We start from the raw sequence: 16,950 nt of genomic DNA, 5'->3' as shown, positions 1-16,950 counted from the left end.
GACATTTCAGTATACTTGGTAACAAGAAAAGGAGAAAAATACATAAAAAACTACTGTCAAACAGTAGTTTTTTGCTTATTTCCGGTACATCTTAAATTGCAAGTATAAATCGTTATAGACACCTAACCAATAATCACCTAAGTTATCGTAAACTTCTAATTTCTTAATGGTTTCATTAGTTGGGTAAAACGCTTCATCTTCCTTAATGTCTTTCGGTAACATGGCTTTTGCCTTGTTATTTGGGGTTGCATAGCCAATATATTCAGCATTTTGAGCTGCATTTTTTGGTTCATTGATGAAGTTTAGGAAGGCATAAGCTTCTTTTTCATGCTTCATGGTTTTTGGTAGAACTAAATTATCGAACCAAAGGTTTGAACCTTCTGATGGCACAACGTAATGCAAATGCTCATTACTATCTAGCATTTCACTGGCTTCACCTGAGAAAGTAACACCGATTCCGGCATCTCCCTGAATCATGTAGCCTTTCATCTCGTCAGCAACGATTGCTTTGACATTTGGCGTTAAAGCTTGAAGTCGGTTTTCAGCTTGGGTTAACTGACTCATATTTTTAGAATTGACGGAATTACCGTAAGTTGTTAAACCAACCCCTAACATTTCTCTGGCGCCGTCAATTAACATGATTTGATTTTTATATTCTGGTCGCCATAAATCAATCCAGTGTTTTGGTGGGTTTTTAATCAGTTGATCGTTATAAACGATACCAACTGTTCCCCAGAAATAAGGGATGGAATAATCATTTTTAGGATCAAAACTTTTTCCTAAGAATTCTTTACCGATGTTATCCATACCCTTTAATTTACTTTTATCCAGTTTGACTAAAAGACCTTCTTTAATCATTTTATCAATGGTGTAATCACTTGGAACAGCGATATCATAAGTGGTTCCACCTTGTTTGATTTTAGTATACATGGCTTCATTGGAATCAAAGGTTTCGTACTGAACTTGAATACCCGTTTCTTTAGTGAATTTTTTCAGCAAAGCTGGGTCAATATAATCTCCCCAGTTGTAAATCACTAATTTATCAGATTGACTACCCGACCCTGTCTTTTTTTCCAAAGCAAAGGAAAGGCCAGCTAAAACGACGATTATCGCAACTACTCCTGCTACGAATGAATAAAGTTTACGCATGTTTTTCCTCCTTTTCTTGGGAAATGTAATAATATCCCATTACCAACAAGATAGAGAAGAAAAAGACGATTGTGGAAAGGGCATTGATATCAAGCGAGATCCCTTGGCGGGCGCGTGAATAAATTTCGACGGAAAGGGTTGTGAAGCCATTACCTGTAAGGAAAAAAGTAACCGCAAAATCATCTAAGGAATAAGTGAAGGCCATAAAATAACCGGCAATGATTCCTGGCGTCAGATAAGGCAACATGACTTCTTTCATCATTTGGAACTGACTTGCTCCTAAGTCATAAGCAGCATTAATCATATCTTGATTCATTTCAGTTAATCTTGGGAGAACCATTAAAACAACAATAGGAATTGAAAAGGCAATGTGACTCAAGAGAACTGAAGTCATGCCTAATTGGAATTTCAAGGTTGTAAATAAGATCAAGAATGAAGCACCAATCATAACGTCCGGTGATACCATTAAAACGTTATTTGTTGATAAGAGTGAATTTTGATATTTTTTCTTTGTATGATGGATAAAGATAGCTCCAAAGGTACCAATGAAGGTCGCAATTAAAGCACTTAGAAAGGCAAGGACAAAGGTTTGTAATAGAATCGACATGAGTCTGCTATCAGCAAAAAGGGTCTGATAGTTTTCCAGAGTAAAACCTGTAAAACAATTCATATCACCACCTTTATTAAATGAATAGAAAATTAAATAAAGGATTGGTACATAGAGAAGGACAAAAGTGAAAGTTAAATAAATTGGTGCGAATTTTTTCATTTACTTCTCTCCTTTGTTACCCACATAATAGCAAGCATGGTCAAAATCAAAATGACTCCGATAGTTGAACCCATACCCCAGTTTTGCGTTGTTAAGAAATGTTGTTCAATGGCAGTACCAAGCGTAATAACTCGGTTTCCTCCAATTAAACGCGTTAACATAAAGAGACTTAAACTTGGGATAAAGACGGCTTGTACACCTGCTCGAACACCACTCATTGACAAGGGGAAAGTAACTCTTGAAAATGTTTGGAATTCATTGGCACCTAAATCACGACTGGCATTAATGACATTATCATCAATATCATCTAAGGCATTAAAAATGGGTAGAATCATGAAAGGTAACTCAATGTATGAGGCTACAAAGATAAATGAAAAATCGGTAAATAGGATTTGTTGGGGACCCACACCAATGAAATCTAAGAAGGCATTTACCCCACCTTGCTGACCAAAAATCCCCATAAAAGCGTATGCTTTTAACAAAAGATTAACCCAAGTCGGTAAGATGATTAACATGAGCCAGAGTTGTTTGTGTTTTAAACGCGTCAAACAATAGGCTGCTGGGTACGAAAGCAAAAGCGTTACTAAGGTGATAAGACCAGCATAGATAATGGAGTTTAAACTCATTCGAATATAAGTCCACGAGCTAAAAAAGGTTTGATAATTAGCTAATGTCAGGTGACCTTCAATATCAAAAAAGGACTTGTAAAAGAGTAAAGCAACTGGCGCTAAGACAAAGAGGAAAATCCATAAAAAATATGGCACTGCATAAAGCTTAGAGGTTTTCATCATTTCTTTCCTCCTCGATAGCGTTGATTAAGCCTTCTTCTTGCTCTTCAACTTCCACATACTCCTCAATCCGGGCATCAAATTCTTCTTCCGTTTCATTGAGACGCATAATATGGATATCTTCTGGGGTAAAATCTAAACCTATAACTTCGCCTTCGATGGCTTTGCGGGTAGAATGAATCATCCACTCGTTATCAAGTTCATCATAAGCAATAATTTCGTAATGGACACCACGGAATAATTGTGTGTCGACCTTAACTTTTAACTTTCCTTCTTCAGGAAGGGTAATTTGTAAATCTTCTGGACGGATTACCACTTCAACTGGTTCATTAGGACGCATCCCACCATCGACTGATTCGAAGGTTTTACCATTAAAGGAAACCAGATAGTCTTCAATCATGGTACCGTTGATGATATTTGATTCTCCAATAAAGTTAGCAACAAAATGGTTAATGGGTTCATCGTAGATATCAACCGGAGTTCCTGATTGAACAATTTGACCATCATTCATGACAAAAATCCAGTCACTCATGGCGAGAGCTTCTTCTTGATCGTGGGTAACAAAAACAAAGGTAATACCAAGTCTTTGTTGCAATTCACGCAATTCGTACTGCATTTCCGTACGAAGTTTCAAGTCAAGAGCTGACAAAGGCTCATCAAGTAAAACAACACGAGGTTGGTTGATGATGGCGCGTGCTATGGCAACACGTTGTCTTTGGCCACCTGATAATTTTTGGATTGGACGATTTTCAAAGCCTTCAAGTTGAACCATTTTAAGGGTTTCCTTAACACGGCTACTGATTTCTGCTTTAGGGATATTTTTTAACTTCAAGGCAAAAGCCACGTTATCAAATACATTCATGTGCGGGAAGAGGGCATAATTTTGGAAAACCGTATGAACATCCCTTTTACTAATAGGGAGGTCGTTGATACGGTTACCATCTAGGTAAATATCACCACTAGTGGCATCAATGAGACCAGCAATAATATTCAAGATGGTTGATTTCCCAGAACCTGAGGCTCCTAATAAAGTGTAAAACTTACCTTCTTCGAGTTCAAAATTAATGTTTTTAAGTACTTGCGTACCATTGTCTTCAAATGTTTTAGAAACATTTTCGAAAGTGATAATTGGCTTAGTCAATTGTCATAAATCCTCCATAATATAGTTGAGTTCCCTTTAAGTGATGTCTTCACCAATAATACGAACTTCTCTCTCAAGTGTAACGCCAGAGTTGGCTTTTACACGGTCAATAACATGAGCAATTAATTGCTCATAATCTCGGGCTGTCCCTTGATTAACATTAATCATAAAACCAGCGTGTTTTTCAGAAACTTCCACTCCACCAACACGGTAGCCTTTAAGATCAGCTTCCATAATCAGCTGGCCAGCAAAATAACCAACTGGTCTCTTGAATACAGAACCACAAGATGGGTATTCTAAAGGTTGTTTCATGCGGCGAAGATGATTTAACCGCTCCATCTCTTGCGAGATTTGATCAAAATCACCTGGTTTTAAAGCAAATTTTGCTGAAATGACAATATCGCCACTGGCTTGAATTGCTGACATCCGATAACCAAAGGCCATTTCCCGCGCAGTAATCGTTTTAATCTCACCTTCTTTAGTCAATACTTTTGCTGAGAGGAAAATATTAGCGATCTCCCCACCATAAGCACCCGCATTCATAAAGATGGCACCACCGACACTTCCAGGGATACCACAGGCAAATTCAAATCCAGTTAGGCTATTATATTTAGCAACTTTCGTCGTCTCAATTAAATTGGCACCAGCTTCTGCTTCAATGGTATAACCATTGACAGTCACCAAGTTGAGTTTATCAAACATGATCACAAAACCACGAATACCGCCATCACGGACAATTAAATTACTGGCATTCCCTAAAACTAACCAAGGAAGATTCTCACGGTTAGCGTACTTAACAAGACGCTCTAATTCAATTTGATTACGTGGAAAGGCCAAATAATCCGCAGGGCCTCCAACCTTGGTATAAGTGTATTTCTTTAAAGGTTCATTTTCTCGGATATCAATTCCGGATAATTCTTCAATCATTTTTAATCTTCTTTCCGAATCATTTCTTTTAACACTAAAAAATCGGCACAGAGCCGATTCCATTATATCAAATTTTGTCTAAAATAAGAATCATTTTCAATAAGAATTTTATGACAATTTCCCTGAAAATACTATATCACTAGCGTCCAGAAGCGACAAAAAATCCTTGTTAGAGCCAGTTTTTCCTGGAATGATTACATTAGGTGCAATTTCTAATAAAGGGACTAAAACGAAGGCTCTTTCTGTCATAAAGGGATGGGGAATGGTTAGCACTTCAGAGTCCATTTCCTTCTGACCAAACAAAAGAATATCGATGTCGATGGTCCGTGGTCCCCACTTTTCATGACGAACCCGACCCAAGTCAGCCTCGATCTGATGAATCCATTCCAGCAAAGCCAAAGGCTCCAAATCTGTTTCCAATTGACAAACCATATTAAGAAAAGAGGCTTGATTGGTATTACCCCAGGCAGGTGTTTCATAAAGCGAGGATACAGCTTTCGTTTCAGTATCAGGTAGTTGAGACAATGCTTCAATGGCTTGAGCAAGATAATTCTGACGATCACCCATGTTAGAACCCAAACTTAAATAAACATTAGTCATCGGCGACGCTCCAAAACAATGCCTACAGAATCATAGTGACCTGCGATCGGCGGATTCTCTTTTTTAATGCTGATGGTGATGGCCTGAATCGGTTCAAAGGCCTCAAAAAGATCCTGGCAAATAGCACCGGCTAAGCGCTCAATTAAGGCGAAACGTTGCTTTTCCACCAAGTCCTTAACCCGATCAAAGACATGACCATAATGAACTGTTTCTTCTAAGTTATCGGTCAATGAAGCTGCGCTTAAATCCACTGCTAATTCTAAATCAAGAACGAAAATTTGACCCAGCACTTGTTCTTCTGCTAAAGCCCCATGATAACCATAAAAACGGCAACCATTTAAACGTATTTTATCCATCTTTCCTCACATTAATTTTTCTAAAACACTAACGATGTCTTTATTTTCAGCCACATGATGCACACGCACGATTTGACAACCTTTAGAAAGGGCATAAGCCGAAAGAGCAGCTGTTCCTTGGTCGCGCTCTAATGCCTTAGTGTTACCTCCAAGCAAGGCATCGACCACACGTTTACGAGAAATACCAAAAAGGACAGGGTAGCCTAGCTGACAAACTTGGTCTAAACCTTTTAATAAATCAATATTTTGCTCAACTGATTTGGCAAAACCAAAGCCTGGATCAATCCAAATATTTTCTTTAGCTAATCCAGCATCCAAGGCAGCTTGACTGCGTTCCCTTAGGAATGAGCAAACATCAGTAACCACATCTGAATAGGTCTCGTCTTCCTGATTGTGCATTAAAATAATCGGAACCTGCCACTTAGCAGCTAAGTCTAACATCTTGCCATCATAAAGTCCTGACCAAACATCATTTAGAATATCAGCCCCTGCTTCAAGTGCAGCTTGAGCCGTCTCTGTCTTGTAAGTGTCAATACTAATAAGTACATCAAACTTTTCTTTTATAGCCTTGATAACAGGTACCACACGGGCAATTTCCTCTTGAGCTGGAACAAAATCATAACCTGGACGCGTGGATTCGCCACCAACATCGATGATTTTGGCCCCGTCAGCAATCATTTTTTCCACTTGTGCTAATGCCTGATCAAGCATGGTATAAGAACCACCATCAGAAAAGGAATCTGGCGTCACATTAAGAATTCCCATTATGGCTGCATTGGCATCCAAGCTGTGTTTCCCAATTTTCATAGCTACTCCTACTTGTCTTTAATTAATTCTAAAATATAACGTTGGCTATCACGGTCACCCACTAGTGAGCCTTTGGCCATTTTTGTGACTGTTTTACTGCCAGGTTTTTTGATACCACGCATCGTCATGCACATATGCTCAGCTTCTACCACAACAAAGACACCATGAGGATGTAAGGCTTCATCAAGTGCTGTCGCAATCTGACTGGTTAAACGCTCTTGCAACTGCGGACGCTTACTAGCCACTTCCACAGCTCGAGCCAACTTGCTAAGACCTGTCACGCGCCCGTCTGCTGGATAATAAGCCACATGGGCCTTGCCATAAAAAGGAACTAAATGGTGCTCGCACATAGAATAAAAAGGAATATCCTTAACCAAAACGATATCATCATAAGTCTCTTCAGCAAAAACAGCTGTGAACTCCTCTTTTGGATCTTGCTCCAAGCCAGCAAACATTTCAGCATACATTTTAGCCACCCGTTTCGGTGTATCTAAAAGACCTTCACGCTGAGGATCTTCACCCAAGGCCTCCAACAATTGATAAATGGCTTCTTCGGCCTTTTGACTATTCATTCGGAATCTTCCCTCTCTCTTTTTCTAGCTTACGCTCATTGATAAAATGCTGTCTAACCTCGGAAATAAAATACAAGGAACCGGTAATCACGTAGAAATCCTCAGACTGTTCAACTTCCATCTTTTCTAACCAGGTTTTGAAATTCTGATTTTTTGGAAATTCTTGCGGATAATCAGCTAATGCAAATGCTCTTGGGTAATTAAAAGTGGTCACTTCCAAATTGCCACACTCCTTGAGCAAGTCTAACATTTGATCAATAGGTTTGGTATTAATGGCAGCTACTAACAGGTGAATCTTGCGGTCCGCATAATCTGATTTGAGCACATTCACTAGGGCCTGCACACTCTCCTTGTTATGAGCACCGTCAATCATCAGATTCGGTAGCATTAATTCTGTCCGACCCAACCAGGTACTCTGACTTAAGCCTGTACGAATAGCGTCAGCCGAGATTTTCTCTAGTTTTTCTTGGAGTAATAGACAAGCCTGGATAGCATGGGCGGCATTGGCAACCTGATGTTGACCAGGCATAACTAGCTTGATATCCGAAAGGGTGCCCTTTGCAGACGAGAATCGGTAAGAATCACCAGACTTGGTCATGTGATAATCCACCCCGTACTCATAGGCCCTGCTATTAGTTTCCTGACACTGTTCCAAAAAGACCTCTCTGGCTTGATCCTGGTCAATGGCAAAGAGAACATGCTCGCCGCCCTTGATAACACCTGCTTTTTGGCTTGAGATTTCCACATAAGACTGACCTAAAATATCCTGATGATCCAAGCCGATTGATGGGCAAATGACAGCAAAGGCCTTAAAAACATTGGTTGAATCATATAAGCCACCTAGGCCTGCTTCAATAATGGCAATGTCTACAGGATTCATGTGACCAAAATAGTAAAACATGATGATGGTAATAATTTCAAATTCAGTGATGGGTCCAAGGTCGGTTTCCACGGCAATGCGATCAGCTAGTGGTTTAATCAATTGACAACAGGTCACCAAATCCTCTTTGGACATCATGTCACCGTCAAGACTAATTCTTTCTCGAAAATCCATGATAAAGGGTGAGGTAAAGGTCGCAACCTTGTAGCCTGAAGCAGTCAGAATGTGTTGCAGATTATTAACGGTTGACCCTTTACCATTAGTTCCAACCACATGAATGCCAAAAATCTTTTCTTGGGGATTCCCCAATTTATCCAGGACCCAAAGCATCCGTTTGAGTCCTGGTCTGATGCCAAATTTCGTTTGCCCGTGAATCCAAGCTAGGGCTTCTTCATATAACATAATTTCCTCGCTTAATAAAAGAGTATCCACTCTTGCCATAAGTATTATTATAGCACAGTGGATACCATTTTTTATCTGAAAATATCTTAAGAAATGACTTGCAGACCTTGATCATCAATGGTCAAGGATACTATTTGACCATTGAGGTCTAAGCCTTCTAAATGCTTGATTAAGTTAGCCACTTTTTCCTTTGGACAAAGGGTCATGACAGTTGGTCCTGCACCTGAGAGGTAGGTTGCATAGGAGCCTTCTGACTTGGCAGTTGCTTTTACGATGTGGAACTCTTTCACTAATTTTTGCCGGTATACCTCATGGAAATGGTCGTTTTCAATGGCCCGACCTGCTTTTTCCAAGTCTCCCCTAAGCAGCGCAGCGATTGCCAAATTGGCTACAGATGACGCTGAGACAGCTTGTTTATAGGACAATTGTTTAGGTAAGACATTGCGAGAGTCTGAGGTTTTTAATTCGTAATTTGGGATAAAGGCCACGAGACCACAATCTGGAAAAGGGGCTTGCACATAATCCAATTGGTTATCCAATTGAGAAGCAATGACAAACTGACCAAAGAGGGCTGGGGCAACATTATCAGGATGGCCTTCAAACTGATTGGCCAATTCAAATTTTCGTTCAATACTGAGGTCTAAATGCGCTAATTGATTAGCTAATTCAATCCCAGCAATAATAACTGAAGATGATGAGCCTAAGCCACGCGCCAAAGGTATTTCTGAACGCATTTTTAAGTGGTGCGGTTGAATGTTTGGTGCTACCCGAAGAGCTGTTTCAACAAGGAGATTGCGCTGGTCTGTTGGTACTCCTTCTAAATCATGCTCGACATACCAATGACTGCTTGCTTCTAAAATGTCTACCTCTAAATAAAGGGAAAGAGCAATCCCAATGGAATCAAAACCTGGCCCAATATTGGCTGAAGTTGCTGGTACTTTTATTAACATCTTATTCCCCCAAAACTTTAAAGGCGTTCAAGAGCTTAAAGTCACTTTCTTGACTAATCTGGCTTTGAACAGCTTCTAATTGCAGTTGATTCATCATGTGGGTGATGATGACTAAACGAGCCCGTCCTTCCTGCGCCTTTTCTTGTAGCACTTGTTGGAAGGAAATCTGTTGTTCATTAAAAATTGTTGCTAGTCTTAATAACTGACCAGTTTTGTCTGGTGTTTCAATGGCAAAATAATAGTGACTACACTTATCTTCTTTATTAGCCAGTCTAGTTGGACGACTGAATTCATTAAAGGCTTTACCAACCGTCTGATCTTCTAAGCGACGAGCAATTCGAATGACATCAGCCATAACTGATGTAGCTGTTGGTTTTTGACCTGCACCAGGTCCATAAAACATGGATTGACCAATACCAATTGACTCAACGAAGACAGCATTCATGACATCATTAACACTAGCAAGAGGATGGTTTTTAGGAATGAAGGTTGGTGAGACGTCAGCCAAAATACCGCTAGCTGTTTCTTCCACACGACCTACCAATTTAATGACATAGCCCAATTCCTGAGCGACAGCCACATCCTCAGCTGTTATGGTTGAAATCCCTTGATGAGAGACATCGTCAAATGCGATAGTCATTCCAAAAGCGAAATGACTCAAAATAGCCACTTTGTATGCTGCGTCAATCCCTTCAACATCGTTGGTTGGGTCACTTTCGGCATAGCCAAGCACTTGGGCTTTTGCTAAAGCTTCTTCATAAGTCCAGCCTTGATCAACCATTTTGGTCATCATGTAATTGGAAGTTCCGTTTAAAACGCCCAAAACACGCTTAATCTTATCTGACGTGAAAGAATTAGCTAGGGTTCTTAAAATCGGAATTCCACCAGCAACAGCGGCTTCATAGTAAAAGGCTAAACCTTTTGATTTGGCACTTTCTTGGATTTCAGGACCATGTAAAGCAATCAAATCTTTATTAGCTGTCACAACATGTTTACCAGCATCGAGAGCTGCTAAAATATACGTTTTTGCGGGTTCAATTCGCCCCATCAATTCAACAACGATGGCAATTTCAGGGTCCTTGAGAATGTCATCAATTGAAGTCACAAATTGATAGCTATGACCTTTTTCTTTTAAACGATAACCTTCATTGTCATCACGTACTAAAATTTTGGTAATTTCTAAATCACCACCGAAGGCAGCTCTTATTTTATCACCATTTTTTTCTAATAAAAATGGTAGACCACTTGCGACAGTACCGAAACCTAATAAAGCTATTTTCAATGCCATGGACATCCTCCTCATGCATTTTGTTCGTTTTTTTACAAAAATATATCTCAATATCTGAATTATTATACCAAACTTTGCCTATTTTTGATAGAAAATTAACAAAAGTCTTGTAAAAATTCTGAATTGACTTAATATCTGCTCCTTAAAATGTTATAATACCATTACAATTATCAGAGGAGCTCCCATGAGACAAAAACATAAAAGAAAAATAAGATTAGTGACTAGTCTCCTTCTACTATTATTAGTAACTAGCCTTAGCCTAGTAGTTTTGCTATTTAAAGTTCAATTGACGGAAAACCTTCAGGACTTTTTTCCAAAAAGTCATCACGTAAGTAGAGAAGAAACAAAGACCGTAAAGGTTAGTCAGAAAAAAGCAAAACAAAAAAACGGTAAATTGGACTAAAAAAGAAGACATTGTGAAAATCCCAATTCTCATGTACCACGCCATTCATGTCATGGCACCAGAAGAAGCCGCAAATGCTAATCTCATCGTCGACCCACAAACCTTTGAAGCCCACATCAAAGCACTTAAAGAAGATGGCTACTACTTTCTGACTCCAGAAGAGGCTTACCGGGTTCTGACCAAAAATGAAGTTCCTGCTGAAAAAGTGGTTTGGCTAACCTTTGATGACAGCATGAAAGATTTTTACACCACTGCTTATCCTATCCTCAAAAAATACCAGGCAAAAGCTACCAACAATGTCATCACAGGCTTTACTCAAGAAATGCGTCCTGGCAATTTGACAGTGGATGAGATGAAAGAAATGAAGACAAAAGGCATGTCCTTCCAAGACCATACCGTAAACCATCCCGACTTAGAAATGTCTGATCCAGCTAGTCAAGAATCTGAAATGAAAGATTCTATGGACTACCTGAATCAAAACCTAGAGCAAGAAACCATTGCCATTGCTTATCCGGCAGGCCGGTATAGTGATACCACTCTGGAGCTTGCTAAAAATCTAAACTACAAATTAGGCGTCACAACCAATGAGGCTTAGCTAGCGCCACAGATGGGTTGCTCAGTTTAAATCGCGTTCGAATCATGCCGAATACACAGGCCCAAGACCTGCTAAGCTATATTCAAACAAACTAAGACAAAAGCATTTGAAGTAACTTCAAATGCTTTTTTAAATGATTCAAATGTTATTTTTAATGAGAAAAAAATAATTCGTTTTTAACCCCATGAAGAATATGTTGCTTAAGCAAACTTAAATAAATAATTGCATATTAGCCTGTTCACTGTCCCCAATAAAGGTTGCGACACCACCATATTCAACAAAGTCAAAGAGTTCTTCTTTTTCAATGCCCATTAAATCCATTGACATAGTGCAAGCTACAAATTTAACGCCTAGTTGATGGGCCTGTTCAATCATAGCTGGGAGTGGATCAACATTTTTCTCTTTCATAATGGACTTAATCATTTTTTGCCCCATGCCAGCCATATTCATTTTTGAAAGAGGCAGTTTATCTGCACTTGACGGTAACATCATGTCAAAGAGTTTAGCCATTCCTTTTTTCTGAACCTCTTTCTTTTTGAGAATTGATAGGCCCCAGAAAGTAAAGAAGATAGTTACTGGCTTACCAAAAGAAGCTGCTCCTGTTGCAATAATCATTGAGGCAATGGCTTTATCAAAGTCACCACTAAAGACAACCATAGTTGCGCCATTTTTACCTTCTTGAAGAACACCTTCTTGTGCTACGAGTGGACTTTGTGACAGAACTGGTCCTTGTCCTTTTTGTAAAGTTGCAATGACCTTATTGTTTTCAATCTTGTTATCAATAACTTGATGACCAGTATTTTTAGCCCAGTTTTCAACATCAGCTGAGAAACCAAAATCACTGGCTTCTACTTTCAATAATTGACCATCTTGCATCTTATCCATAGTTTGTTTGACTTTTAAGATTGGACCAGGACATTGCAAACCGCAGGCATCTAAAGTAACCATTTCTAAATCAGTACTAGGACGAGATTTTGGTTGAATCTCTTCCAAAACATCTGCAAAATCTTCTTTTTTAATATAGAATTCTTTTAATTTGTATTTGCTATTTTTGTAGGTTTTGTAGCCACCATCAAGGTTTTTGACCACAAAACCAGCTTGTATGAGGATTCTAGCAGCATTATATCCCCTTTGTCCAACCTGACAGTAGACATAAATGGTCTGGTCTTTTGGTAATTCCGCTAGTCTTTCCCGAAGTTGATTTAATGGTATCTGATGACTATTAGCAATTGTGCCTGTTGCCAATTCAAAATCTTCACGAACATCTAAGAAATAAGCACCCTTTTCGGCTAAATCATCGACTTCTGACCATTGGAAAGACTGATAGTTGCCAACCTTAAGGTTATCCGCAACATAACCAAGCATATTGACTGGGTCTTTTGCTGATGAGTAAGGTGGAGCGTAAGCTAATTCGACTGCTGCTAATTGACTTGCTGTCGCTCCGAATTTTAGAGCGGTAGCAATGACATCAATCCGTTTTTCTACCCCTTCTGTTCCTACTGCTTGGGCGCCAAGAATCTCATCTTCCATTCCTACCAAAAGCTTAAGAGCAATTGGAGCCGCACCAGGGTAATAGCCAGCATGTGAGTTGGGATGGATATGAATGGCATTATAAGGAATTCCCAGATTTTGCAATTGGCGTTCATTGTTACCGGTACTAGCAGCAGTTAATTCGAAAATTTTAGCAACCGAAGTTCCTTGTGTTCCAGGATAGTCGGCGTTAATACCATTGATAACATCTGCTACAAGACGGCCTTGACGGTTAGCCGGCCAAGCCAAGGGAATATTGGTGGCTGTTCCAGATACGAGATCTTGAACTTCAATAACATCACCAATAGCATAAATATCCTTGGCCGAGGTTTCCATTTGCGGACTGACCTTAATAGCACCTTTGAAACCAAGCTCTAATCCCGCCTCTTTAGCTAAACTACTTTCTGGTAGAACACCGATTGAGAGGATGGTCATATCAGTCGCGAGCGTTTTACCACTATTAAGATGTAAGAGATGCCCTTTATCCGAAAATTTTGCTAAACCGTCATTGAGAATGAGATTAACACCATGCATATTGATTTGAGCATGTAATTGTTGAGCCAGTTCAAAGTCGAGATTAGGCATGACTTGAGGTGCCATTTCAACCAGGTTAACTTGAAGTCCAAGTTCAACTAGGTTTTCCATCATTTCTAGACCGATAAAGCCACCACCGATTACAGTTGCACTAGCAACCTTGTGTTCTGAGATGTAGGCTTTAATGAGATCCATATCTGGAATATTACGAAGGGTAAAGACATTTTGGCTTTCTTCTAAACCTGGAATAGCTGGTTTAATGGCTTTAGCCCCAGTGGAAATAATCAATTGATCAAAAGTTTCTTCATAAGTTTCTTGAGTCTGAAGTTTTTTTACAGTTATGGATTTTTCTTCTGGATTAATACTTAAGACCTCTGAAAAATTACGAATATCAATACCATACTGGGTACTCATACCTTTAACTGTTTGAAGCAAGAGATTGTCCCGTTCTTTAATGCTTCCACCGACATGATAAGGGAGGCCACAGTTTGCGAAGGAGATATATTCCCCTTTTTCAAAAAGAATAATTTCGTCTTCTTCGCTTAGGCGCCGTAGTCGTGTTGCTGCTGTTGCACCTCCAGCAACTCCTCCAATAATTAGTATTTTTTTAGCCATTTATATTCTCCTAGTTTGTGATTTATATCATTATTATATACCCCTTAAGGTATATTGTAAAGAAAAAAATGACTAAATAAAAGGACTAATCTTCTTCCATCAATAAGGTTGCTGAATTGCGCAAATCAATTTTTTGTCCTGTTACCTTGATATGTTGTAAGTTCTGATCATAGGAACTCGCAAAGACCAAAGAATAAAGGATGTCGAGGAGAACATGGATGGCAATATTACTGCTAAAATTACCGATTTTAGAATAGAGTTTTTCACGTGTTGTTATGGGTAAGAAGAGATCTACTTGTTTTGACAAGCGGTTATTACCGATGGAGGTGATACCAATGGTTTTTACTTTTTTGATACGGGCAATTTTAGCTACATCGAGAATAGGTTGTGTTTCTCCGGAAGTTGATAACAATAATGCAATAGCACCCGGAGACATATTATGTGCTTCGTATCTTTCTTCACCTAAAGTTGAAACAACATGGACAAGGCGCCCTAAGCGACGTAATTTTAAGGCAAAATCCTCAGCAATCAGTAAATTGGCACTTTGACCGAAAATGTAGATGACTTGAGCCGCAACCAAGAGATTTTGCGCTTCTTGCAAATAGTCCTGTTGCAAGAGACTTAATAAATCTTCAATAGTCGATTGCTCTAAATGACCAATTTTCGAGGCAATTAACAAGGGTGAATCACCAGCTTCAAAAGGAATATTAGAGTCCACTTTGGTAAAATGGCGACTTAAATAGGCATGCTCTGATAAATAGGCTTTTTTAAAATCTACCCAACCCTTAAATCCAAGTTTCTTGGCAATTCTAACAATGCTAGATGCTTGCGTATAAGTCGCTTTAGCTACGGCTTGAATACTCATATTTTCCAATTGACCAGCATTTTCCAATAAATAAGCTACTGTCACTGATTCCGCAGGTGAGAAAGACAAACTTTCCATTTCTTCTTTAATCAGCATTGATGACTCCTCTCAATTTTTAACTAATGTCAGTTTAACAAAATTATTTACAAAATTCACTTAATATTTGAAAATATTTGTAAAATATCTTACAGAATCCCTCACATACCTTGCATATATTTTTCTTTGGCTTATACTCGAAGTATATAGAAAACACTTACAAAGGAGCAAGCTCATGGTTAAAATTGCAACAATTGGCGGAGGCAGTAGCTATACACCAGAATTGATGGAGGGATTTATCAAACGCTATGATGAATTACCGATTACAGAAATCTGGCTAGTCGATGTAGAAGAAGGTAAAGAAAAACAAGAAATTGTAGGAGCAATGGCACAGCGCATGTGGGATGCAAGTCCATATGATGTTAAAGTGCACCTGACCTTAGATCGCGAAGAAGCCCTAAAAGATGCCGACTTCGTCACTACTCAATTTCGGGTAGGCCAACTCAATGCCCGTATCAAAGATGAACGGATTCCCTTCTCCTATGGGATTTTAGGACAAGAGACTAATGGCCCTGGAGGAATCTTTAAAGCCTTTAGAACGATCCCAATCATTTTAGAAATCGTAGAAGATATGAAACGCTTATGTCCAAACGCCTGGCTAATCAACTTTGCTAACCCAGCTGGAATGGTAACTGAAGCTGTCTTGCGCTATGGTAAATGGGAAAAGGTCATTGGTCTATGTAATTTACCAGTAATGCTTAGAATGGGCGAAGCTGCCTTACTTGAGACTCCTGAAGATGAGCTGATTTATAAATTTGCCGGCATTAACCACTTCCACTGGCATAAAGTTGCTGACAAAAAAGGCAATGACTTAACAATGGAAGTCATCAATCGCCTGTATGATGAGAACACCACACTTCCAAAAAACATCTTCGATATTCCCTTCTTCAAAGAACAATTGGAAGCAATGAAAATGCTCCCTTGCGGTTACCATAACTACTACTACCGTTTTGATGAAATGCTAGCGCATGGACTTGAAGAGTACAAGACAATTGGAACAAGGGCCGAGCAAGTTTACGCACTTGAAAAGAGTCTTTTTGATCTTTATCGAAACCCTGAACTCAATTACAAACCCAAAGAATTAGAAGAACGTGGCGGAGCCCACTATTCTGATGCTGCTTGTGAAACCATTGCTTCTATTTATAGCAATAAAAATACAGAATTAGTTGTCTCAACGCGGAACAATGGAGCTGTCCCAGATTTACCAGCAGATTGTGCCGTTGAAGTAACTGCTAATGTTGGCGCTGCAGGTGCTCGTGCAGTAGCCTTCGGTCATTTACCAACAGCTGAACGTGGCTGGCTTCAGGTCATGAAAGCCATGGAACTCTTAACCATTGAAGCTGCTGTAACAGGCAACTATGGTACAGCCTTACAAGCCTTCATCATTAATCCATTAATTCCAAGTGGTGAGCGAGCAAAAAATGTTCTCAATGAACTCCTACTTGCTCACAAAAAGCATCTCCCTCAATTTACAGATAGCATTGCTCGCTTAGAAAAGGAAGGTATCCAAATTAAGGACGAAAAAGTTCGCCAACTCTGCCAATAAGAAAATAAAGGAGGCTGGGACAAAAGTCTTCATAACTAATAAAAACAGAGACTCACGTTTGATGTGATTCTCTGTTTTTAATTTCTTATCATTCTCTTATTGTATTTCAGTAGATTATTGGCCATGAGGACCAAACC

General features: G+C 39.3%; 15 protein-coding genes and 1 pseudogene. 2 read left to right on the top strand and 14 right to left on the bottom strand.

Annotation, left to right across the window (positions count from 1 at the left end; translation table 11 throughout):
* Nucleotides 1–75 precede the first annotated feature (75 nt).
* The 12 genes from AT575_RS03035 to AT575_RS02980 all read right to left on the bottom strand — a co-directional run bounded on the left by AT575_RS03035 (nucleotide 76) and on the right by AT575_RS02980 (nucleotide 10,629).
* Nucleotides 76–1,149 (bottom strand): ABC transporter substrate-binding protein, encoded by a 1,074-nt coding sequence (locus tag AT575_RS03035; protein WP_102777100.1) that lies wholly within the window; start codon nucleotides 1,147–1,149, stop codon nucleotides 76–78.
* On the bottom strand, nucleotides 1,142–1,918 hold the full coding sequence (locus tag AT575_RS03030) for an ABC transporter permease (protein ID WP_102777099.1): 777 nt from the start codon (nucleotides 1,916–1,918) through the stop codon (nucleotides 1,142–1,144). Before AT575_RS03030 ends, AT575_RS03035 begins: the two co-directional genes overlap by 8 nt.
* A complete protein-coding gene (locus AT575_RS03025; RefSeq protein ID WP_102777098.1) occupies nucleotides 1,915–2,709 on the bottom strand; it encodes an ABC transporter permease in 795 nt (264 codons plus the stop codon). Before AT575_RS03025 ends, AT575_RS03030 begins: the two co-directional genes overlap by 4 nt.
* Nucleotides 2,693–3,847: an ABC transporter ATP-binding protein gene (locus tag AT575_RS03020; protein WP_102777097.1), complete on the bottom strand. Its 1,155-nt coding sequence runs from the start codon at nucleotides 3,845–3,847 to the stop codon at nucleotides 2,693–2,695. Before AT575_RS03020 ends, AT575_RS03025 begins: the two co-directional genes overlap by 17 nt.
* Nucleotides 3,848–3,883: 36 nt before the next feature.
* A complete protein-coding gene (gene murB / locus AT575_RS03015; protein WP_102777096.1) occupies nucleotides 3,884–4,774 on the bottom strand; it encodes a UDP-N-acetylmuramate dehydrogenase in 891 nt (296 codons plus the stop codon).
* Between the two features lie 108 nt (nucleotides 4,775–4,882).
* Nucleotides 4,883–5,374, bottom strand: a complete 492-nt coding sequence (gene folK / locus AT575_RS03010; protein ID WP_102777095.1) for a 2-amino-4-hydroxy-6-hydroxymethyldihydropteridine diphosphokinase — start codon at nucleotides 5,372–5,374, stop codon at nucleotides 4,883–4,885.
* The gene (gene folB / locus AT575_RS03005; protein ID WP_102777094.1) at nucleotides 5,371–5,730 is read right to left on the bottom strand and encodes a dihydroneopterin aldolase; all 360 of its coding nucleotides are present in this window, start codon (nucleotides 5,728–5,730) and stop codon (nucleotides 5,371–5,373) included. Before folB ends, folK begins: the two co-directional genes overlap by 4 nt.
* A 6-nt stretch (nucleotides 5,731–5,736) precedes the next feature.
* Nucleotides 5,737–6,537 carry a dihydropteroate synthase gene (gene folP / locus AT575_RS03000; RefSeq protein WP_102777093.1) on the bottom strand — a complete coding sequence of 267 codons (801 nt, stop codon included), beginning with the start codon at nucleotides 6,535–6,537 and terminating at the stop codon, nucleotides 5,737–5,739.
* Nucleotides 6,538–6,545: 8 nt separating this feature from the next.
* On the bottom strand, nucleotides 6,546–7,109 hold the full coding sequence (gene folE, locus AT575_RS02995) for a GTP cyclohydrolase I FolE (protein ID WP_102777092.1): 564 nt from the start codon (nucleotides 7,107–7,109) through the stop codon (nucleotides 6,546–6,548).
* Nucleotides 7,102–8,391 carry a bifunctional folylpolyglutamate synthase/dihydrofolate synthase gene (locus tag AT575_RS02990; RefSeq protein ID WP_102777091.1) on the bottom strand — a complete coding sequence of 430 codons (1,290 nt, stop codon included), beginning with the start codon at nucleotides 8,389–8,391 and terminating at the stop codon, nucleotides 7,102–7,104. The genes folE and AT575_RS02990 overlap by 8 nt, the downstream gene beginning before the upstream one ends.
* Before the next feature lie 86 nt (nucleotides 8,392–8,477).
* A complete protein-coding gene (gene thrB / locus AT575_RS02985; RefSeq protein WP_102777090.1) occupies nucleotides 8,478–9,341 on the bottom strand; it encodes a homoserine kinase in 864 nt (287 codons plus the stop codon).
* A 1-nt stretch (nucleotide 9,342) separates the two neighbouring features.
* Nucleotides 9,343–10,629, bottom strand: a complete 1,287-nt coding sequence (locus tag AT575_RS02980; RefSeq protein ID WP_102777089.1) for a homoserine dehydrogenase — start codon at nucleotides 10,627–10,629, stop codon at nucleotides 9,343–9,345.
* Nucleotides 10,630–10,813: 184 nt separating this feature from the next.
* Between AT575_RS02980 and AT575_RS02970 the strand changes: the two are divergent.
* Nucleotides 10,814–11,722, top strand: a pseudogene (locus tag AT575_RS02970) (polysaccharide deacetylase family protein).
* Nucleotides 11,723–11,837: 115 nt separating this feature from the next.
* Here AT575_RS02970 and AT575_RS02965 read toward each other — a convergent pair.
* Nucleotides 11,838–14,306: an FAD-dependent oxidoreductase gene (locus AT575_RS02965; RefSeq protein WP_102777087.1), complete on the bottom strand. Its 2,469-nt coding sequence runs from the start codon at nucleotides 14,304–14,306 to the stop codon at nucleotides 11,838–11,840.
* 85 nt (nucleotides 14,307–14,391) lie between these two features.
* Entirely contained in the window at nucleotides 14,392–15,267 is an 876-nt protein-coding gene (locus tag AT575_RS02960) for a MurR/RpiR family transcriptional regulator (RefSeq protein ID WP_102777086.1), read from the bottom strand.
* Between the two features lie 175 nt (nucleotides 15,268–15,442).
* Between AT575_RS02960 and AT575_RS02955 the strand changes: the two genes are divergently transcribed.
* A complete protein-coding gene (locus tag AT575_RS02955; RefSeq protein ID WP_102777085.1) occupies nucleotides 15,443–16,813 on the top strand; it encodes a 6-phospho-beta-glucosidase in 1,371 nt (456 codons plus the stop codon).
* Nucleotides 16,814–16,950: the final 137 nt, after the last annotated feature.

This window comes from Streptococcus penaeicida (genome assembly GCF_002887775.1).
GTDB classification, from domain to species: Bacteria; Bacillota; Bacilli; order Lactobacillales; family Streptococcaceae; genus Streptococcus; species Streptococcus penaeicida.
The sequence above is the reverse complement of the archived record's forward strand: the minus strand, read 5'-3'. Positions and strand labels throughout refer to the sequence as shown.